Origin of the sequence: Kitasatospora sp. NPDC002551, from assembly GCF_040296005.1 — a bacterium.
In the GTDB taxonomy this organism is placed as follows: Bacteria; Actinomycetota; Actinomycetes; order Streptomycetales; family Streptomycetaceae; genus Kitasatospora.
Map to the genome: position 1 here is coordinate 99096 of NZ_JBEOWI010000008.1, position 18935 is coordinate 118030.

Genomic DNA, 18935 nt, shown 5'->3' on the forward strand with positions numbered 1-18935 from the left:
GACACAAAAGTGTCAGTCGAGAACGTAAACCGGGCCGACCCCCGAAAGGGTCGGCCCGGGCGCCCCACGGGTGGGGGGAAGGCTCAGTCCAGCAGGCCCAGACGGCGGGCCGCGGCCTCGGGGTCGACCGGGACGATCTGCGGCTGCGGCGCGCCGGCCACCGCCCAGTCCGGGTCCTTCAGGCCGTTGCCGGTCACGGTGCAGACGATCCGCTGGCCCGGGTCGACCAGGCCGGCCTCCGCCTTGGCCAGCAGACCGGCCACCGAGGCGGCCGAGGCGGGCTCCACGAAGACGCCCTCCTGGGAGGCCAGCAGGCGGTACGCGGACAGAATTTGACGGTCCGTCACCTTGTCGATGAGACCGCCCGATTCGTCCCGCGCGGCGATCGCGTGGTCCCAGGAGGCCGGGTTGCCGATCCGGATCGCGGTGGCGATGGTCTGCGGCTGGAGCACCGGGGCGCCGTCGACGATCGGGGCCGAGCCGGAGGCCTGGAAGCCCCACATCCGCGGGGTCCGGGTGGCCAGGCCGGGGAGGATGCGGCGCGAAGCGCCTCCGTCAAGGGTGGCGGCGGGAGACGGGCGGGAGTACTCGCGGTAGCCCTTCCAGTAGGCGGTGATGTTGCCGGCGTTGCCGACCGGCAGCACGTGGATGTCCGGCGCGTCGCCGAGCATGTCGACGATCTCGAAGGCGGCGGTCTTCTGGCCCTCGATCCGGACCGGGTTCACCGAGTTGACCAGCGCCACCGGGTACTTCTCGGACAGTTCACGCGCAAGGGTGAGGCAGTCGTCGAAGTTCCCGTCCACCTGGAGGATCTTCGCGCCGTGCACCAGCGCCTGGCCCATCTTGCCCAGGGCGATCTTGCCCTGCGGGACGAGCACCGCCGACACCATCCGGGCCCGCACCGCGTACGCGGCGGCGGAGGCCGAGGTGTTGCCGGTGGAGGCGCAGATGACGGCCTGGGCGCCGTCCTCCTTCGCCTTGGAGATGGCCATCGTCATGCCGCGGTCCTTGAAGGACCCGGTCGGGTTGGCGCCCTCGACCTTGAGGTAGACCTCGCAGCCGGTGCGCTCGGAGAGCACCTGGGCGGGGACCAGCGGGGTGCCGCCCTCCAGCAGGGTGACCACCGGGGTCGCCGCGCTGACCGGCAGGCGGTCCCGGTACTCCTCGATCAGGCCCCGCCACTGGCGGGTGTGGGTGCCACGGGCGGCGTTCTCGGCAACGCTGCTCATCATCTGTTCCTATTCCCCTTCGACCCGCATGATGCTGGCCACGTCGCGCACGCTGTCCAGTGCGCGGAGCTTGTCCACCGTCGCCGACAGCGCGGCGTCGGTGGCGCGGTGGGTGACCACGACGAGCGAGGCGTCGCCGTCGCGGCCCTGCTGGCGCACGGTGTCGATGGAGACGCCGTGCTCGGCGAAGACGGAGGCGACCTGGGCGAGCACGCCCGCGCGGTCGTCGACGTCCAGGCTGACGTGGTAGCGGGTGACGACCTCGTCCATCGGCTTGGCCGGCAGCCGCGTGTACACCGAGTCGCCGGGACCGGTGGCACCGGCGAGCTTGTTGCGGCAGACCGCGACGAGGTCGCCGAGGACGGCGGAGGCGGTCGGCGCGCCGCCCGCACCCGGGCCGTAGAACATCAGCCGGCCGGCCGCCTCGGCCTCCACGAACACCGCGTTGTACGCCTCGCGGACCGAGGCCAGCGGGTGCGACAGCGGGATCATCGCCGGGTGGACGCGCGCGGTGACCGACTCGCCGTCGGCGGCCCGCTCACAGATCGCCAGCAGCTTGACCACGCAGCCCATCGCCCTGGCGGAGGCGATGTCGGCGGCGGTCACCTCGGTGATGCCCTCGCGGTAGACGTCCTCCGCGGTCACCTTGGTGTGGAAGGCGATGCCGGCCAGGATCGCGGCCTTGGCGGCGGCGTCGAAGCCCTCCACGTCGGCGGTCGGGTCGGCCTCGGCGTAACCGAGCGCGGTGGCCTCCTCCAGCGCCTCCGAGTACCCGGCGCCGGTGCTGTCCATCTTGTCGAGGATGAAGTTGGTGGTGCCGTTGACGATGCCCAGCACCCGGTTGACCCGGTCGCCGGCCAGCGACTCGCGCAGCGGGCGCAGCAGCGGGATCGCGCCGGCCACCGCGGCCTCGTAGTAGAGGTCCACGCCGGCCTCGGCGGCCGCCGCGTGCAGCTCGGTGCCGTCCTTGGCGAGCAGCGCCTTGTTGGCGCTGACCACCGAGGCACCGCCCCGGAACGCGGACAGGATGAGGTGTTTGGACGGCTCGATGCCGCCCACGACCTCGATCACCACGTCGATGTCGCCCCGGTTGACCAGGGCCTCGGCATCGGTGGTGAGCAGGTGCTCGGGCACCCCCGGGCGGGGGCGGCCCGCCCGGCGGACCGCGATGCCGGCGAGCTCGACCGGCGCGCCGATGCGCGCGGCGAGGTCGGCGGCGTCTGTCGTCATGATGCGCGCCACCTCGGAGCCCACCACACCACAGCCCAGCAACGCCACCTTCAGCGGCCGCGTACGCATCATCCGACTCCGCTCATTCATCGTGCTTCGGTCGATCCGGCGGGCTTTTCGGGTGCCCGCCGGACTTTTGGTTCCCACCAGTCTCCGGGACTTTCCGTACAGATCTACGGTCGTTCCATGATCTGAGACAAGGATTTCGTCATCCGATATCGAGACGCAGGAGATCCTCCTCCGTCTCGCGCCGGACGATCACCCGGGCCGCGCCGTCCTGGACGGCGAGCACGGGGGGCTTGAGGGCGTGGTTGTAATTGCTCGCCATGGAGCGGCAGTAGGCGCCGGTGGCGGGCACCGCGACGAGGTCGCCGGGCGCGAGGTCGGCCGGCAGGAAGGCGTCCCGCACGACGATGTCGCCGGACTCGCAGTGCTTGCCCACCACCCGTACCAGCATCGGCTCGGCGTCGCTGGTGCGCGACACCAGGGCCACCGAGTACTCGGCGTCGTACAGCGCGGTGCGGATGTTGTCCGACATCCCGCCGTCCACGCTGACGTAGGTGCGCAGGCCCTCCAGCGGCTTGACGGTGCCCACCTCGTACAGGGTGAACGCGGTCGGGCCGACGATCGCCCGGCCCGGCTCCACGCTCAGCCGGGGGGCGGTGAGGTTCGCGGCGGCGCACTCGCGGCGCACGATCTCGGCCAGCGCGGCGGCGATCTCGGCCGGCTCGCGCGGGTCGTCCTCGCTGGTGTAGGCGATGCCGAGGCCTCCGCCGAGGTCGATCTCGGGCAGTTCGACGCCGTGCTCGTCGCGGATCGCCGCCAGCAGGCCGACCACCCGGCGGGCGGCCACCTCGAAGCCGGCGGTGTCGAAGATCTGCGAGCCGATGTGCGAGTGGATGCCGCGCAGTTCCAGGCTCTCGCCGTGCGCCAGCACCCGGCGGACCGCCTCGGCGGCCGCTCCCCCGGTCAGCGAGAGGCCGAACTTCTGGTCCTCGTGCGCGGTGGCGATGAACTCGTGGGTGTGCGCCTCGACGCCGACGGTGATCCGGATCAGCACCGGCTGGCGCACGCCCTGGTGCCCGGCGATCGCCGCGAGGCGCTCGATCTCCTCGTAGGAGTCGACCACGATGTGCCCGACCCCGGTCTTCACCGCGTGTTCGAGCTCGTCCACCGACTTGTTGTTGCCGTGCAGCGCGATCCGCTCCGGCGGCATCCCGGCGGCCAGCGCCACGGCCAGCTCGCCCGGGCTGCACACGTCGAGGTTGAGGCCCTCCTCGTGCAGCCAGCGCACGACCGCCTTGGAGAGGAAGGCCTTCCCCGCGTAGAAGACGTCGGCGTCCGTGCCGAACGCCTCGCGCCAGGCGCGCGCCCGGGCCCGGAAGTCGGCCTCGTCCATGACGTACGCCGGGGTGCCGAACTCGGCGGCCAGCCGCTTCACGTCCACGCCGCCGACGGTCACCACGCCCTCGGCGTCACGGGCGACGGTCCGGGACCAGACCTTGGGGTCGAGCGCGTTCAGGTCGCTGGGCGGCGCCTGGTAGTGGCCCTCGGGGAGCACGTCGCCGTGCCGGGGGCCTGCGGGGTGTGCGGAGCGAGACATGTCGTTGGTTTCCTCGACCTATGGCGAGGGGCGGCGACGGTCCCCGTTGACCGTCCGCCGCCCCCGCTGTGCACATGGGGGTGGTGCCTACATCCGCTCGGGCGTCGAGACGCCCAGCAGCGTCAGGCCGTTGGCGATCACCGTGCGTGTCGCGTCGGCGAGCCAGAGCCGGGCGTGCGTGAGGTCGGTGACCTCCTCGTCGCCCTTCGGCAGGATCTGGCAGTTGTCGTAGAAGCGGTGGTAGGTGCCCGCCAGCTCCTCCAGGTAGCGCGCGACCCGGTGCGGCTCGCGCAGCTCGCCGGCCGTCGCCAGGACGCGCGGGAACTCGCCGAGCTGGCCGAGCAGGTCGGACTCCCACTCGGTGGCGAGCAGCTCGGGTTTGAAGTCGGCGGAGCGGGTGATGCCCAGCTCGCCGGCCTTGCGCTGCACCGAGCACATCCGGGCGTGCGCGTACTGGACGTAGAAGACCGGGTTCTCGTTGGTCTGGCTGGTCAGCACGTTGATGTCGAGCGTGATGGTGGAGTCGGTGGAGGAGCGCGCCAGGGTGTAGCGGGCCGCGTCCACGCCGATCCACTCGACGACGTCGTCGATCGTGATGATGTTGCCGGCCCGCTTGGACATGCGGACCTCCTCGCCGTCGCGGAGCATCTTCACGAACTGGCCGATCCGGACCTCGATGTTGCGGTCCATGTCGTCGCCCGCGCAGGCGGCGATGGCCTTGAGGCGGTTGACGTAGCCGTGGTGGTCCGCGCCCAGCATGTAGACCGACACCTCGGCGCCGCGGTCCCGCTTGGACAGGTAGTAGGCGGCGTCGGCGGCGAAGTAGGTGGTGTCGCCGTCGGCCTTGACCAGGACGCGGTCCTTGTCGTCGCCGAAGTCGGTGGTGCGCAGCCAGATGGCGCCGTCCTGCTCGAAGACGTGGCCCTGCTCGCGCAGCCGCTCGATGGCCGTGCCGACGGCACCGGAGTCGTGCAGCGACTTCTCCGAGAACCAGACGTCGAAGTGGGTGCCGAACTCGTCCATCGAGCGCTTGATCTCGGCGACCATCAGCTTGAGGCCCTCGGTGCGGAAGACCTGGAGCTGCTCGTCCTCGTCCTTCTCCAGCAGGCCCGGGACGGCCTCGGTGATCGCCTTGGCGATGTCGACGATGTACTCGCCGACGTAGCCGCCCTCCGGCACCTCGCGACCGTTCGCGGCGGCCTGCAGCGAGGCGGCGAACTTGGCGATCTGCACACCGGCGTCGTTGAGGTAGTACTCGGTGGTGACGTCGGCGCCGGAGGCGCGCAGCACCCGGGCCAGCGAGTCGCCGACGGCGGCCCAGCGGACGCCGCCGATGTGGATCGGGCCGGTCGGGTTGGCGGAGACGAACTCCAGGTTGATCTTCAGGCCCTTGAGCGCCTCGTTGCGGCCGTAGGCGGCGCCCGCCTCGACGACGGTGCGGGCCAGCTCGCCCTGGGTGGCGGTGTCGAGGGTGATGTTCAGGAAGCCCGGACCGGCGATGTCGACCTTGGTGACGCCGGTGATCCCTCGCAGGCGGGCGGCCAGGACGTCCGCCACGGCTCGCGGCGGCTTGCCGGCCGGCTTCGCGAGCTGGAGGGCCACGTTCGTCGCGTAGTCGCCGTGGTCCCTGTTCTTGGGCCGCTCGACCGTCACGTGCTCGGGCACGGCGACGGCCAGCTCGCCCGCCTCGACGGCGGCGCTCACTGCGGCCTGGACTGCCTGGGAAAGCTCTGCGGGGGTCACGACGCCAAGCGTAGGCGAGAGGGGGAGGGCACTCGCCACCCGGTTTGCCGGTTGAGACGCCCGGCCGCGCCGCTCAGCCCCGATCGCTCCGGTCTGTTCGCTGAGGGCGAAACCCGTCCGCGGCCCCCGGCGCGCGGCCGAGGTCCACCAGCCGCCGCACCAGCGCGACCAGGTCCGCGGGGTCGAAGGGCTTGCCCAGGTAGCCGTCCACCCCGACCGACTCCCCCAGGTCGAGGTCGGCCGGCGTGCAGGCGCTCACGATCGCGATCGGCAGCAGCCTGGTCCCCGGCGCCGCCCGCAGCCGGGCCGCCGTCCGCAGGCCGTCCAGCCGCGGCATCATCACGTCCAGCGTCACCACGTCGGGCTTCACCCGGCGGACCACCTCCAGGCACTCGGCACCGTCGGCGGCGGTCACCACCTCGAAGCCCTCGAGCTCCAGGTTGACCCTGATCAGCTGGCGGATCACCTCGCTGTCGTCCACCACGAGGACCCGCCCGGACACTCCCGACACCTCACCGAGGGTATCGGCGGCCCCGCCGCCCCGTCCGGCCTTTGCCCACTTCCGCCGGGGCGCCCCGGCCGCCCCCCGTGCGAACCCGTGCACGGAGCACGCCCGGAGCCTGGTAGTGTTCTCCACGTCGAAGCGAACGCGACGACAACATCGAGCAAGCCCCCGTAGCTCAGGGGATAGAGCACCGCCCTCCGGAGGCGGGTGCGTAGGTTCGAATCCTACCGGGGGCACTTCGCGAGAAGTGCCGAAGAGGCCCAGGCCAGTGGCGAGTTGCCACCGGACTGGGCCTGATTCGTTTTCCGGCCGCGCCACGGCCCGCGCCAACCGGCGCCCGCGGCGGCGGAGTTGGCGGGGCCGCCCGGCCGTCGCGGGGCGTCAGGACGAGGCGGCCGCGACGGCCTCGGCGCAGAGGGCCGCGACGGTGTGGTCGAAGTAGGCGCTGTAGGAGGTGTCGTCGGTGTCGCCGCCCTCCTGGTGGCCGCCGATGGTGCCGATGACGTGGCCGGTGGCGGCGGAGATCCAGGGGCCGCCGCTGGTGCCGCCCGGGTAGCCGGGGCAGTCGACGACGCGCTGGAAGGTGCTCTGCCGGCCGGTGGTGTTGGTGCAGAGCAGGGGCCGCTCGGCGTCGGCGGGGTAGCCGTAGAGACGGACGGCGGTGCCGAACGGCTCGTCGGTGCCCAGGGTGGTGCCGCCGACGGCGTCCTCGATCCGGCGGCCGGCGGCGTCGGGGGCGGTCTCCAGGACGGCGAAGTCCTCGTCCTGGTCGCCGTCCCGGGACCAGCCCTCGGTGGTGTGCACGGCGGTGACCCGCCAGGTGCCGTACGGGGCCCGGCCGTCGCGGTAGCCGGGGGCGAAGAGGACGCCGTCCGGGTCGTCGAGGCAGTGGGCGGCGGTGAGCAGCAGGTTGCCGGTGGCGCTGTGCAGCACGCCGGCGGTGCAGAAGTGGTTGCCGGCCCGGACGGAGCCGCTGAACAGGGCTCCGACGGTGGCCGCCTCGGGGGTGGCCGGGGCGGTGGCGGTGGTGCCCGGCGGGTTGCTCGCGGCGGGGGTCATGGTGGCGGTGGCGGTGGCCGTGGGGGTCGCCGTCGCGGTGGACGTCGCGGTCCCGGTGGGCGTCGCGGTCCCGGTGGGCGCGGGGGCCGGAAACGGAGCGGCCACCGTGTTCTCCGGTGAGGCCACGGCGGTGGCCCGGGGGGTCGCGCTGCGGGTGCCGACGACCAGCGCCGCCACGGTGAGCGCGGAGAGGGTGGTGACCAGGGTCGGGGCCAGGAAGCGGCGTCGAGCGGTGCGGCGGCGGTGCTGGCCCATACCCGGTGCGGCTCCTGCCCTGGTCGGCGGCGGTACGGCAACCGACTATGGCGTCCCGGGCTGGGAGGGTGGTGATGCGCCGCTGGGAGCGCGATGAGAATTCAGCCGGTCGCCGTGCCCTCCAGGGCGCCGTCCAGCGCGGCGGCGGTGATGAAGGCGGTGTGGGTGCCCGCGGCGGTGCAGGCGAAGGCGCCGGCCACCGCGCCGGCCCGGGCGCAGGCGAGCGGCGGGCGGCCCCGGAACCAGGCGGACAGGAAGCCGGTGACGAAGGCGTCCCCGGCCCCGTTGGTGTCCACCACCGGCGCGCCCGGGTCGACGGCCGGGAGGTGCCGGAGGGCCGCGTCGTCCCGGGTGAGCAGGTGGCAGCCCTCGGCGCCGGCCGTGGCGACCACGACCGAGGCCCGGCCCTCGGCGAGGATCGAGCGCATCACCCGCTCGTAGCCGTCCGGGCAGCCTGCGGTGGAGAGGAAGACCAGGTCGGAGCTGACCGCGTAGTGCCGGTGGTGCGGGTTCTCGCCGTCCCAGTCGTGCAGGTCGGTGGAGCTGGTGCGGCCGAGCCGGCGCAGGTCCGGGTAGAGGTCGCGGTTGTGGCCGGTGATGGAGAGGTGGACGTGCCGGCTGCGCTCCAGGTACGGCAGGTAGAACGACCGCGGCAGCCGCAGCGACGCGGGGTGGCGGCCGTCGTGGAAGGAGAACCGGCGGCCGGCCGCGTCGACCAGGTTGACCGAGCGCGGGGTGCCGTGCGGCGAGACCAGCCGGGCGAAGGGCAGGCCCTCGCGGGCGTACGCGGCCGTGATCAGCTCGGCCTGCGGATCGTCGCCGAGGTAGTCGATGAACGCGGTGCGCAGGCCGAGCCGGTGGGCGCCGAGGGCGACGCCGTTGCCGGTGTGGGCGACGTAGTCGTGGATCGGCGGCACGTGGTGGGAATCCCCGGCGGGCACCTCCAGCCGGTCGACCCGGACGACGGTGTCGACGCCGGCCCCGCCCACCACCAGCAGGTCGAACTCGTCCTCGGTCACGGCGGCGCCTCCTTGTTCCCGGTCGGTGACCAGGAGTCAAGCAGGCGCCGCCGCGGGGCTGCAAGGGTTTTCTGCAAACGTCACCGAGCCCGCTGCCGCTGGTGCGCCGGACTCTGCGCCCGGGTCTGCGCCCGGGCGCCGGCGGTCCCGGTGGCCTCCCCCGGCTCGGGCCGGTGGTCGATCATCACGAAGGCGATCAGCGCGGCCAGCAGCAGGATGCCCATGGCCACCCAGGTGGCCACCACGTAGCCGTGCACCGCGCCCTCGGCCTGGACGGCCGGGTTCGCGGCGCCGGCGGCCCGGGCGGCCAGCCAGGTCGCGGTGGCGCTGGCCGCGATGGTGTTCAGCAGCGCCGTGCCGAAGGAGCCGCCGACCTGCTGGGCCGAGTTGATGGTGGCCGAGGCCGCGCCCGCCTCGTTCGGCGCGACGCCGAGGGTGGCGAGGCTCATCGACGGCATGAAGATCAGGCCCATGCCGAAGCCGAGCAGCAGTTCGGCGGGCAGCACCATGCCGGCCCAGGGGCTGTCCACGTGCATCTGGGTCAGCCAGGCCATGCCGGCGGCGGCCAGCAGCAGTCCCGGTCCGATGAGGTTCCGGGACGGCACCCTGGTCATCAGCCGGGCCGCGAAGCCGGTCGAGCTGATGACGATGGCGGCGGTCATCGGCAGGAAGGAGACGCCGGACATGATCGGCGAGAAGTTCTTGATCACCTGCAGGTAGTAGGTCAGGAACAGGAACAGGCCGAACATGCCGATCATCGCCAGGCCGACCGAGAGGGCGCCGCCGCCCCGGTTCCGGTCGGCGACGATGTGCGTCGGCAGCAGCGCGTGCGGCGTCCGCTTCTCGACCAGCACGAACACCGCCAGCAGCAGCACGCCGAGCACCAGCGAGCCCAGCACCAGCGCGTCGCCCCAGCCCCGGGTGACCGCCTCGGACGTACCGAACACGATCGCGAGCAGGCCGCCGCAGCCGAGCAGCGCGCCGGGCAGGTCGAGCCTGGTCCGGGTGCCCTTGCCGATGTGGTCGCGGGTGAGCACCGAGAACGCCGCGAAGGCCGCCGCCACCGCGATCGGGGTGTTGACGAACAGGCACCAGCGCCAGTTGAGGTACTCGGTCAGCACACCGCCGAGCAGCAGGCCGATCGCGGCGCCGCCGCCGGCGATCGCGCCGAAGATGCCGAAGGCGGTGCTCCGCTCCTTGGGATCGGAGAAGGTCGTGGAGAGCAGGCCCAGCGCGGAGGGGGCGAGCAGCGCGCCGAAGGCGCCCTGCAGGGCGCGGGCCGCGAAGAGCATGGTGGGACCGTTGGCGCCGCCGCCGATCGCCGAGGCGAGGGCGAAGCCGAGCAGTCCGATGACGAAGACGCGTTTGCGGCCGAAGAGGTCGCCGAGCCGGCCGCCGAGGAGCAGCAGCCCGCCGAAGGCCAGCGTGTAGGCGGTGATCACCCACTGCCGGTCGGCGTCCGAGATGCCCAGGTCCCGCTGGGCGGACGGAAGGGCGATGTTCACGATGGTGATGTCGAGGACGATCATCAGCTGGGCGATGGCGATGACCGCCAGGGCCCACCAGCGGCGGGGATCCGCCGTTCCTTGGCCGGTGGCGGCTTGGGCTTGGGAAGACACTGGGGGAGCCTTTCCGGTGGGGTGCGGAGAGGTCACGCAGTCGCCTTCCAGCCAAACGCGCGGGGCGGCGAATGGCAAGGAAAAATATGGATAAATCGATCGAACCAGGACCAAAGAACCAGGGGCCGTGGGACCACGGCACGAGGCCCCCGGGATCGTCCCGGGGGCCTCGCCGCCGTCCCGCGGCCACCGTTCGGCGGCCGGTGCGCTACAGCGCCGACAGCTCCGCGACCAGGTCGTCCAGGCCCAGCGAGCCCTGCGACAGCGCCGCCATGTGCCAGGCCTTGAGGTCGAACACCTCGCCGCGCGCCTCGTGCGCCGCCCGGGCCGCGGCCCGGCCGCGCAGCCAGGCCCGCTCGCCCAGCTTGTAGCCGATCGCCTGCCCGGGCAGACCCAGGTAGCGGACCAGCTCGCTGTCCAGGAAGTCGGCGGACAGCCCGCAGTACAGGCCGAAGAACTCGCGGGCGGCCTCCGGCGAGACCGGCTCCCCCGGGCGGTACGGCGAGTCCGCCGGGAACTCCAGGCCGACGTGCATGCCGATGTCGACGATCACCCGCAGCGCCCGCATCATCTGGGCGTTGAGGTAACCGAGCCGGTGGCCGGGGTCGGTGAGGTAGCCGAGCTCGTCCATCAGGCGCTCGGCGTACAGCGCCCAGCCCTCCGCGTTGGCGCTCACGCCGCCGAGGCTGACCTGGTAGGTGGAGAGCCGGTCGGCGACGTAGTTCCACTGCGCGAGCTGCAGGTGGTGGCCGGGGACGCCCTCGTGGTACCAGGTCGAGACGAGGTCCCACTCGGGGAACCGCTCACGGCCCAGCAGGGGCAGCCAGGTCCGGCCGGGACGGCTGAAGTCCAGCGACGGGGCGGTGTAGTACGGCGCGGCGGCGCTGCCGGCCGGGGCGATCCGCGACTCGACCCGGGTGATCGGCTCGGCCAGGTCGAAGTGGGTGCCCTGGAGGTCGGCGATCGCGCCGTCCATCAGGCCCTGGAGGAACTCCCGGGCGGCCTCGGCGCCGGTCCGCGCGGGACCGTCGCTCTCCAGCCACTTCATCGCCTCCATCGGCCCGGCACCGGGCCGCACCTTCTCCGCCTCGGCGCGCATCTGGGCGAGCAGGCCGTGGAACTCCTGCCAGGCCCAGGCGTACGCCTCGTCGAGGTCGAGGTCGGCGCCGGTCCAGTAGCGCACCCAGCGGCCGTAGCGCTCGCGGCCGACGGTGTCGGGGGCGTCCGCGGCGGCCGGCCCGTAGACGTCGCGCAGCCAGTCGCGCAGGGCGGCGAGCGCCTCGGCGGCGGCCACGGCGTGTCCGGCCAGCTCCTCGCGCAGCGTCCCGGGAGCCTCCCGGACCAGCTCGCCGAACCAGCCGCCCGGGGTCTCCCCCGCCAGCCACTCGCCGAGCTGCCCGGTCACCGTGGTCACCTGGCGGGGGCCGGAGAGCAGGCCGCGCTCGATGCCCTCGGCAAGGGTGGCGCGGTACCCGGTGAGCGCCTCGGGCACCCGGGCCAGGCGGCGGCCGAGGATCCGCCACTGCTCCTCGGTGTCGGTGGGCATCAGGGTGAAGACATCGCGGACGTTGTGCACCGGGGAGCCCAGGTTGTGGACGGCCCGGTAGCGCTCCCCCGCGTCGTGGACGGCGAGTTCGGCGGTGAGCCGCTCGCGCAGCAGGCGGGCGCAGCGCCGTTCGGCCTCGTCCCGGGGGGCGCCGGCCGCCTCGGCCGCGTCGAGCGCCGCCTCGGCCCCGTCGAGCCGCTCCAGGGTGGAGCGGCCGAGTGCGGCGATCGCCTCGGCGCCGGCCGGGGAGAGGTCGGGGAGGCGGTCGTCCTCAGGGTTCAGGCCCAGGTACACCGCGGTCAGCGGGTCGAGCTCGGCAAGGTCCCGCACATAGGCGTCGGCGACACTGCGGGGTGTGGTGCCGTCGGAGCTGATCAGTTCAACCATCCGGACATCATTGCGTGGCCCGCGCCGTTTGCAAGCCCCCTACAGGTGGCATGGACCGGCCAATTCCTGGCCCGCCGGCGGGTGTCGGCCACCTCAGCGGCGGGACCGGCGGCGGCGCAGCGCCCGGCCCGGGTCCCAGTGGGGCCGTCCGTGCGCGAAGGGGAAGAAGCAGAGTCCGATCAGCGCGGCGGTGAAGTGCCCGAGGTCCGTGAAGGTGTGCGAGACCACGAGCGGCACCAGGTAGCAGACCACCACCCCGCCGCCGTACAGCCACCGCCAGCCGCCGGCGAAGCGGTGGGCGAGCACCGCCACCACCCCGGCCAGCGCGTAGGAGACGCCGACGTCCACCGTGTCGGCCATGCTCCGCTGCGCGGTGCCCCGGACGATCCCCCAGGCCACCACGCCCTCGCTCACCAGCGTCGCCAGCACGTGCGCCGTCGCGGCCACCGTGAACCAGCGCGCGGTGCCCAGCCAGCGCTCGGCGTTGGCGTGGAACACGGTGAACAGGACGGCGTAGACGGGCCAGCCGGAGGTCTCGGTCCACAGCGCGCTGCCCACCAGGGCGTGCACCGGGCGCGAGCTCAGCTGCTCCAGGTTGGTCGAGCGGGCGGCCAGGAACCAGTCCAGGGTGCGCGGGTCCGTGCGGGCCACGACGAAGCTGGTGACCGCCAGGACGAGCAGCCACAGGTACGTCCCGGGCGCCGAGCGGACCCACGCCAGGAGCGCGCGCGGCGCCCCGCGCAGCCGGCCCGCCCGGGGCGGCCGTTCCAGCGTCTGCGCCATCCGGCGGGTCCTCCTCGGTACGGCGGCGTGCTGCGTCCCATCCTCGGGCGGGGCCCGGCGGGACGCCTCCCGGCGGGGCTCCGGGAGGCCGTCCGGACGGGCGCAAACGCCCGTTCGGAAGATCGGTGCAGTTCCGGCTCCCATCCGGCCCGGGGCCGTTACGCTGACCGCCATGGAAGCCAGCGCAGCGTCCGTACCGCCCGGCCCCGAACCGGCCGACCACGAACCGGCCGCCCGGCCGCGGCGCGCCGGGTACCGGCGGCTGCCGGTGCAGCAGCGGCGCGATCAGCTGATCGCGGTGGCGCTGGAGCTGTTCGCCCACCGACCGCCCGACGAGGTCGGGCTGGACGACGTCGCCGAGGCCGCCGGGGCGTCCCGGCCGCTGGTCTACCGCTACTTCGCGGGGGGCAAGCAGCAACTGTACGAGGCCGCGCTGCGCAGCGCGGCCGAGGAGCTCACCGCGCGCTTCACGGTGCCGCCCGCCGGGACGCCGACCCAGCAGCTGTCCGCCGTGCTGGAGCGGTACTTCTCCTTCGTCGCCGAGCACGACGCCGGCTACTCGGCGCTGCTGCGCGGCGGCTCGGTGGTGGAGACGGCCCGCACCACGGCGATCGTGGACGACGTCCGGCGGGCGGCGCTGCGGCGGACGCTGCGCCACCTCGGGGTGCGGCAGGCCGGGCCGCGGCTGACGCTGCTGGTGCGCTCGTGGATCGCGGTGGTCGAGGGGGCCTCGCTGAGCTGGCTCGACGAGGGCCGGGCGCTGCCGGTGGACGAGCTGCGCGAGTGGCTGGTGGACCAGTTCGTGGCGATGGCGGCGGCGACGGCGCTGCACGACCCGCAGACCGCCGAGGTGCTGGCCGCGCTGCTGGCGCTGGAGGGCCCGGACTCGCCGCGCCCCGCCCGGCTGCGGGCGGCGCTGGGGCCGGCGGACGGCTGACCCGGAGCGGCGGGCCCGGTGGTCGGGCCCGCCGGTCCGGAACGGACCCTGGCTAGGCTTTGCCGAGGACCTGCCGCTGCCGGCCGAGGCCGTCGATCTCGATCTCGACGACGTCGCCGGGCGCCAGGTACGGCGTGCCCGGGCGGCCGAGGGTGACGCCGGCCGGGGTGCCGGTGATGACCACGTCGCCCGGCTCCAGCACCATGAACCGGCTCGCGTAGCGGACCAGCTCCAGCACCGGGAAGACCATCCGCTCGGTGGAGCCGTCCTGGCGCAGTTCCCCGTTCACCCACAGCCGCAGCGGCAGCCGCTGCGGGTCCGCCACCTCGTCGGCGGTGACCAGCCAGGGCCCGAGCGGGGTGAAGGTCTCCGCCGACTTGCCCTTGTCCCACTGGCCGCCGCGCTCGAACTGGAAGGCGCGCTCGGTGACGTCGTTGGCGATGGTGTAGCCGGCGATCACCCCGGCCGCCGCCGCGTGGTCGTCCAGGTAGCGGGCGGTGCGGCCGATCACCACGGCCAGCTCGGCCTCGTAGTCGGTCTTCTCGCCGTCGCGCGGCACCAGCACCTCGTCGTACGGGCCGACCACCGTCGAGCTCGGCTTGAGGAAGATCACCGGCTCGTCCGGGATCGCCGCGCCCGCCTCGGCCGCGTGGTCCCGGTAGTTGAGGCCGATGCCGACCACCTTGCCGGGCCTGGCCACCGGCGCGCCGACCCGCTGCCCGGCGATCCCGGCCACCGGCAGCCGCCCGGCCGCCACCCGGGCCGCCAGCTCGGCCGAGGCCGCGGCGTCCAGCCCGGCGAGGAAGCCGCCGTCGATGTCCGCCGTCACCCCGGAGAGGTCGTACGCGGTGCCGTCCTGGGCCAGCACGACCGGGCGCTCGGCACCCGGCGGGCCGACACGGAGGAACTTCATCCGATCCCCACCTCCTGATTCGTCGATCGCCGGGGCGGTGAGGGGCCGCGCCCGGCTGCTGCCCGCGAGTCCTGCGAGTCCTGCGAGGTATATCAACGGCCCACGGCCGGGGACCAGGGCGTCCGGGGCTCCCGCGCGGCCGGCCGCGGGCCGCGGCCGTCACGCCTCCGGCGAACAGGGGCGTGGACAGGGGGCGCGCGGTACAGGATCCGCTCATGGAGATCACCCGGATACGCCCCGAACTGACCGTCATCACCCTGGACTTCAACGCCGTCTACCTCTGGCGCGACGAGGACGGCGCGCTCACCCTCGTCGACACCGGCGTCGTCGGGCAGGCCGACGCGATCGAGGAGGCGATCCGCGCGGTCGGCGCCGACCCCGCCGAGCTGCGCGCCATCGTGCTCACCCACTACCACGAGGACCACGCCGGCTCGGCCGCCGAACTCGCCCGGCGACTGGGCGCCGAGGTGACCGCCCACCGGCTGGAGGCGCCGGTGGTCCGCGGCGAGCAGGAGCCGAAGCCGTTCGTGCTGAGCCCCTTCGAGCAGGAGCTGTGGGACTCCCTGCCGAGGCTGCCGTCCGCCCCGCCGTGCCGGGTGGACCGCGAGGTGACGGACGGCGAGGTGCTCGACTTCGGCGGCGGCGCCGTGGTGGTGCACGTGCCCGGCCACACCGACGGATCGATCGCCCTCCACCTGCCCGAGGCGGGCGTCCTGTTCACCGGCGACCTCGCGGCCAACATGGGGAACCGGACCATGCCCGGCGTCTTCAACACCGATCCCGCGCTGGCCCTGGAGTCCTTCCGCCGGCTCGCCGCGCTGGAGAGCTCGACGGTGCTCTTCGGGCACGGCGAGCCGATCGCCGAGGGCGGTTCAGCCGTTCTGCGCCGGGCCGTCGAGCAGCTCGGCGAGCACTAGCGGCCGGTCCTGCTCGGACGCGGCGGCGGCGCTCTCCCGCTCCCAGCGCTCCAGGTCGCGCCCGACGTCCTCGCGGGCCCGCGGGTGGCCGGCCAGCACCGGCAGCAGTTCGCGCAGCAGCGCGACGGCCGCCCGCGGCCGGCCCGAGCGGGCCAGCCAGAGCGCCAGGTCGTGGCAGGTCCGCAGGGTCCGCGGGTCGGCGGACCCGAAGGCCCGGGAGAACTGCGGTATCAGCGCGACCAGTTGCTCCACGGCCCGCTCGGGCGAGCCGGCCGCGCCGCGCCGCCAGGCGTCGTCCGCCTTGCGGCGCAGCGCGTCCGGGTCGGTGTCGGGCTTGACGTCGCGCAGCCGGCGGCGGACCTCGGCCGCGTCGGCGGGCCGGTCCTCCGGGTTCTTGGCGAGCAGCTGGAGGACCAGCCGGTCCAGCGCCGGATCGCGCGTGCCGGGGGCCGGGGGCTGCTCGTGGACGTGCTTGTACATCATGCTGACCGGCGTGCTGGCGCTGAACGGGCGGCGCCCGGTGCACAGCTGGTAGAGCACCACGCCGAGCGCGTACAGGTCGGCCCGGCCGTCGATGTGCTCACCGGACCAGCACTCGGGGGCCAGGTAGGCCGGGGTGCCGATCACGATGCCGGTGGAGGTCATCGCACCGCCCTGCTGGGTGAGCAGCCGGGCGATGCCGAAGTCCAGCACCTTGGCCTCGCCGGTCTCGGTGATCATGATGTTCTCGGGTTTGATGTCCCGGTGCACCACGCCGCTGCGGTGCGCGGTGTCCAGCGCCTTGCAGACCTGCCGCGCCCAGCGCAGGGCGACGGCGAGGTCCGGCCGGGCCCCGTCGGCCAGCAGCGCGGAGAGCGGCCGGCCCCGGACCAGTTCCATCACCAGGTAGTGGGTCCAGCGCGCGCCGTCCTGCACCCGCCCGTAGTCGTACAGGGTGACGATGTGCGGATGGGACAGGCCGCCGACCGTCCTGGCCTCCCGGATGAACCGGGCGACCGCGTCCTCGTCGCCGGCCTTCTCCTCGGAGAGCACCTTGAGCGCGACCGCCCGCCCGATGGTCTCGTCGTGGGCGGCCCAGACCACGCCGAACCCGCCCTGACCGAGCTCCCGGTCCAGCCGGTAGCGGCCGCCCACGACATCGCCCGCCTTCATGCCTTCCCCCACAAGTCCGCCGGAACAACCCGCCGTTCATCCTGACCGGGTCAGGGTAGCGGCGGGCAACGGTGTTCGGGTGAACTACCCGGGGCGCCGGGCGGCCGTCACGTCTTCGGCAGACCGACCGGGTTGATCTCGGAGGTCTGCACGGCCTCGGCGTCCAGGCCCCAGCGCTTGAGCACCTGGCCGTACGTACCGTTCTTGATCACCTCGTTGATCGCCCCGTTCAGCGCCGCCACCAGGCCGTTGCCCTTCCTGGTGGTGGCGCCGATCTTGCCGAGCACCTCGGCGCCGGCGCCCGAGTAGGTGCCGATCACCTCGGTCTCGCCGGTCTGCACGGCGTGGAAGGCGGTCACCGGGTTGGGGCCGACGTAGGCGTCGATCCGGCCGGAGGAGAGCGCCAGGTAGTAGTCGGAGGAGGCCTGGAAGTACTTGATGTCGGCGGCCTTCAGGCCGTTCTTCACGTTCTCCTCGTTCCAGGCGATGAGCAGCTTCTCCTGGTTGGTGCCGGAGGAGACCGCGACGGTCCTGCCCGCGATGTCCTTGGGTCCGGTGATCTTCCAGCCGCTGCCCTTCTTGGCCTCGAAGCCGAGGATGTCGAGGCGGTAGGTGGCGAAGTCGTACTTCTCCTTGCGGGCCTCGGTGACGGTGATGTTGGAGATGCCGACGTCGTACTTGCCGCTGTCCAGGCCGACGAAGATGTTCTCCCAGGAGACCGGGTTGAACTCGACGTCGAGGCCGAGCACGTTGCCGATCAGCGAGGCGATGTCCGGCTCCACGCCGATGATCGTCTTGTCGTCGTTGGCGTAGAAGTCCAGCGGCGGCGTGGTGCCGAGCGAGTCGACCACGGTGAGTTTGCCGCGCTTTCTGATCTCCTCCGGCACCAGGGCCGCGAGGGCGTCCACCTTGGGCGTGGTCACCCGGTTCTGCTGGGGCGTCAGGTTCACCGTGGCGCCGTTGGGCGCGGTGCTCCCCTTCGCGGGGGCGAGTTCCGCCGCGGCGTCCGAGGAGCTGCCGCAGGCGGCCAGGGTGAGGGCGGCGGCGAGCGCGGCGGCGGCGGTCACGAGGGCGCGACGGGGTAGGGACATGGCGGGGCTCCTGCCGGTGAGAGGGGTTCGGTGGGTCGTCGGTGGGTCGTCGGCGATGAGTCGTCGGTGAGTCGTCGGTGAGTCGTCGGTGGGTCGTCTTCGGTGGATCCTCGGCGGGGGTCAGAGGACCTTGGCCAGGAAGGCCCTGGTCCGCTCGTGCCGCGGCTCGTCGAGGACCTCGCGCGGCGGGCCCTGCTCGACCACCACACCGCCGTCCATGAAGACCACGGTGTCGGCGACCTCGCGGGCGAAGCCGATCTCATGGGTGACCACGATCATCGTGGTGCCGGCCTGCGCGAGGTCCTTGATGACGTCCAGCACCTCGCCGACCAGCTCCGGGTCGAGCGCCGAGGTCGGCTCGTCGAACAGCAGCACCTTCGGGTCCAGCGCCAGCGCCCGGGCGATCGCCACCCGCTGCTGCTGGCCGCCGGAGAGCTGGCGGGGGTAGGCGGAGGCCTTCTCGGCCAGGCCGACCCGTTCGAGCAGCTCCAGCGCGCGGGCGCGGGCCTCGGCCTTCGGCCGGCCCAGCGCGCTGACCGGCGCCTCGGTGAGGTTCTCCAGCACGGTCAGGTGCGGGAAGAGGTTGAAGTTCTGGAAGACGAAGCCGATGTGGGTCCGCTGCCGCAGGACCTCGCGCTCCTTGAGCTCGTGCAGCCGGTCCCCGGAGCGGCGGTAGCCGATCAGCTCGCCGTCGATCGCGACGAAGCCCCGGTCCACCTTCTCCAGGTGGTTGATCGAGCGCAGCAGGGTGGACTTCCCGGATCCGGAGGGGCCGAGCACCACCGTCACCGAGCCGGCCGGCACGTCGAGGTCGACGCCGCGCAGCACCGCGTTCGGGCCGAAGCTCTTCCACAGGCCGCGCACCTGCACCATCGGCGGCGCCGGCGGCTCCCCGGCGGCGGGCCGCGGGGCGGCGGCTTCCTCGGCGGCGGGTTCCTTGGCCGCGG

At 73.4% G+C, this 18935-nt stretch carries 16 protein-coding genes and 1 tRNA gene; 3 read left to right on the top strand and 14 right to left on the bottom strand.

Going from position 1 to position 18935, the window contains the following annotated elements; all coding sequences use genetic code 11:
* Positions 1-83: 83 nt before the first annotated feature.
* From thrC to ABT093_RS10720, 5 genes are all read right to left on the bottom strand, one after another.
* A complete protein-coding gene (thrC, locus tag ABT093_RS10700) occupies positions 84-1229 on the bottom strand; it encodes a threonine synthase (RefSeq protein ID WP_350562619.1) in 1146 nt (381 codons plus the stop codon).
* A gap of 9 nt (positions 1230-1238) precedes the next feature.
* On the bottom strand, positions 1239-2531 hold the full coding sequence (locus ABT093_RS10705) for a homoserine dehydrogenase (protein WP_350562621.1): 1293 nt from the start codon (positions 2529-2531) through the stop codon (positions 1239-1241).
* 136 nt (positions 2532-2667) lie between these two features.
* The gene (lysA, locus tag ABT093_RS10710; protein ID WP_350562623.1) at positions 2668-4062 is read right to left on the bottom strand and encodes a diaminopimelate decarboxylase; all 1395 of its coding nucleotides are present in this window, start codon (positions 4060-4062) and stop codon (positions 2668-2670) included.
* Between the two features lie 87 nt (positions 4063-4149).
* Positions 4150-5805, bottom strand: coding sequence for an arginine--tRNA ligase (argS, locus tag ABT093_RS10715; protein ID WP_350562625.1), 1656 nt, complete (start codon positions 5803-5805; stop codon positions 4150-4152).
* Positions 5806-5878: 73 nt separating this feature from the next.
* Positions 5879-6316, bottom strand: a complete 438-nt coding sequence (locus tag ABT093_RS10720; protein WP_350562627.1) for a response regulator — start codon at positions 6314-6316, stop codon at positions 5879-5881.
* Between the two features lie 158 nt (positions 6317-6474).
* Here ABT093_RS10720 and ABT093_RS10725 point away from each other — a divergent pair.
* Positions 6475-6546, top strand: a tRNA-Arg gene (locus ABT093_RS10725).
* Positions 6547-6691: 145 nt separating this feature from the next.
* On the opposite strand, the gene ABT093_RS10730 is transcribed toward ABT093_RS10725, so the two are convergent.
* The 5 genes from ABT093_RS10730 to ABT093_RS10750 all read right to left on the bottom strand — a co-directional run bounded on the left by ABT093_RS10730 (position 6692) and on the right by ABT093_RS10750 (position 12978).
* Positions 6692-7624 (bottom strand): trypsin-like serine peptidase, encoded by a 933-nt coding sequence (locus tag ABT093_RS10730; RefSeq protein ID WP_350562628.1) that lies wholly within the window; start codon positions 7622-7624, stop codon positions 6692-6694.
* A 101-nt stretch (positions 7625-7725) separates the two neighbouring features.
* Complete coding sequence (locus tag ABT093_RS10735; protein WP_350562630.1) at positions 7726-8643, bottom strand: carbohydrate kinase family protein; 918 nt, start codon at positions 8641-8643, stop codon at positions 7726-7728.
* Positions 8644-8723: 80 nt separating this feature from the next.
* Complete coding sequence (locus tag ABT093_RS10740) at positions 8724-10262, bottom strand: MFS transporter (RefSeq protein WP_350562632.1); 1539 nt, start codon at positions 10260-10262, stop codon at positions 8724-8726.
* Between the two features lie 208 nt (positions 10263-10470).
* Positions 10471-12195 carry a DUF885 domain-containing protein gene (locus tag ABT093_RS10745; RefSeq protein ID WP_350562634.1) on the bottom strand — a complete coding sequence of 575 codons (1725 nt, stop codon included), beginning with the start codon at positions 12193-12195 and terminating at the stop codon, positions 10471-10473.
* Between the two features lie 93 nt (positions 12196-12288).
* Positions 12289-12978 (bottom strand): rhomboid-like protein, encoded by a 690-nt coding sequence (locus ABT093_RS10750; RefSeq protein ID WP_350562636.1) that lies wholly within the window; start codon positions 12976-12978, stop codon positions 12289-12291.
* A 172-nt stretch (positions 12979-13150) separates the two neighbouring features.
* On the opposite strand from ABT093_RS10750, the gene ABT093_RS10755 reads away from it, so the two are divergent.
* Entirely contained in the window at positions 13151-13915 is a 765-nt protein-coding gene (locus ABT093_RS10755) for a TetR/AcrR family transcriptional regulator (RefSeq protein WP_350562638.1), read from the top strand.
* A 52-nt stretch (positions 13916-13967) separates the two neighbouring features.
* On the opposite strand, the gene ABT093_RS10760 is transcribed toward ABT093_RS10755, so the two are convergent.
* Complete coding sequence (locus ABT093_RS10760; protein ID WP_350562640.1) at positions 13968-14828, bottom strand: fumarylacetoacetate hydrolase family protein; 861 nt, start codon at positions 14826-14828, stop codon at positions 13968-13970.
* A gap of 215 nt (positions 14829-15043) precedes the next feature.
* On the opposite strand from ABT093_RS10760, the gene ABT093_RS10765 reads away from it, so the two are divergent.
* Positions 15044-15745 carry an MBL fold metallo-hydrolase gene (locus ABT093_RS10765; RefSeq protein ID WP_350562642.1) on the top strand — a complete coding sequence of 234 codons (702 nt, stop codon included), beginning with the start codon at positions 15044-15046 and terminating at the stop codon, positions 15743-15745.
* Here ABT093_RS10765 and ABT093_RS10770 read toward each other — a convergent pair.
* The 3 genes from ABT093_RS10770 to ABT093_RS10780 all read right to left on the bottom strand — a co-directional run bounded on the left by ABT093_RS10770 (position 15701) and on the right by ABT093_RS10780 (position 18861).
* Positions 15701-16897 (bottom strand): serine/threonine-protein kinase, encoded by a 1197-nt coding sequence (locus tag ABT093_RS10770; protein WP_350562644.1) that lies wholly within the window; start codon positions 16895-16897, stop codon positions 15701-15703. The two genes, ABT093_RS10765 and ABT093_RS10770, sit on opposite strands and share 45 nt — an antisense overlap.
* A 107-nt stretch (positions 16898-17004) precedes the next feature.
* Positions 17005-17988 carry an ABC transporter substrate-binding protein gene (locus ABT093_RS10775; RefSeq protein WP_350562646.1) on the bottom strand — a complete coding sequence of 328 codons (984 nt, stop codon included), beginning with the start codon at positions 17986-17988 and terminating at the stop codon, positions 17005-17007.
* Positions 17989-18108: 120 nt separating this feature from the next.
* Positions 18109-18861 carry an amino acid ABC transporter ATP-binding protein gene (locus ABT093_RS10780; protein ID WP_350562798.1) on the bottom strand — a complete coding sequence of 251 codons (753 nt, stop codon included), beginning with the start codon at positions 18859-18861 and terminating at the stop codon, positions 18109-18111.
* Between the last annotated feature and the right edge of the window lie 74 nt (positions 18862-18935).

Coding starts and splice junctions, on each gene's coding strand:
- ABT093_RS10730 (WP_350562628.1), bottom strand. CDS start 7,624: ATGGGCCAGCACCGCCGCCGCACCGCTCGACGCCGCTTCCTGGCCCCG.
- ABT093_RS10760 (WP_350562640.1), bottom strand. CDS start 14,828: ATGAAGTTCCTCCGTGTCGGCCCGCCGGGTGCCGAGCGCCCGGTCGTG.
- ABT093_RS10765 (WP_350562642.1), top strand. CDS start 15,044: ATGGAGATCACCCGGATACGCCCCGAACTGACCGTCATCACCCTGGAC.
- ABT093_RS10745 (WP_350562634.1), bottom strand. CDS start 12,195: ATGGTTGAACTGATCAGCTCCGACGGCACCACACCCCGCAGTGTCGCC.
- lysA (WP_350562623.1), bottom strand. CDS start 4,062: ATGTCTCGCTCCGCACACCCCGCAGGCCCCCGGCACGGCGACGTGCTC.
- thrC (WP_350562619.1), bottom strand. CDS start 1,229: ATGAGCAGCGTTGCCGAGAACGCCGCCCGTGGCACCCACACCCGCCAG.
- ABT093_RS10780 (WP_350562798.1), bottom strand. CDS start 18,861: ATGGTGCAGGTGCGCGGCCTGTGGAAGAGCTTCGGCCCGAACGCGGTG.
- ABT093_RS10770 (WP_350562644.1), bottom strand. CDS start 16,897: ATGAAGGCGGGCGATGTCGTGGGCGGCCGCTACCGGCTGGACCGGGAG.
- ABT093_RS10750 (WP_350562636.1), bottom strand. CDS start 12,978: ATGGCGCAGACGCTGGAACGGCCGCCCCGGGCGGGCCGGCTGCGCGGG.
- ABT093_RS10755 (WP_350562638.1), top strand. CDS start 13,151: ATGGAAGCCAGCGCAGCGTCCGTACCGCCCGGCCCCGAACCGGCCGAC.
- ABT093_RS10705 (WP_350562621.1), bottom strand. CDS start 2,531: ATGATGCGTACGCGGCCGCTGAAGGTGGCGTTGCTGGGCTGTGGTGTG.
- ABT093_RS10775 (WP_350562646.1), bottom strand. CDS start 17,988: ATGTCCCTACCCCGTCGCGCCCTCGTGACCGCCGCCGCCGCGCTCGCC.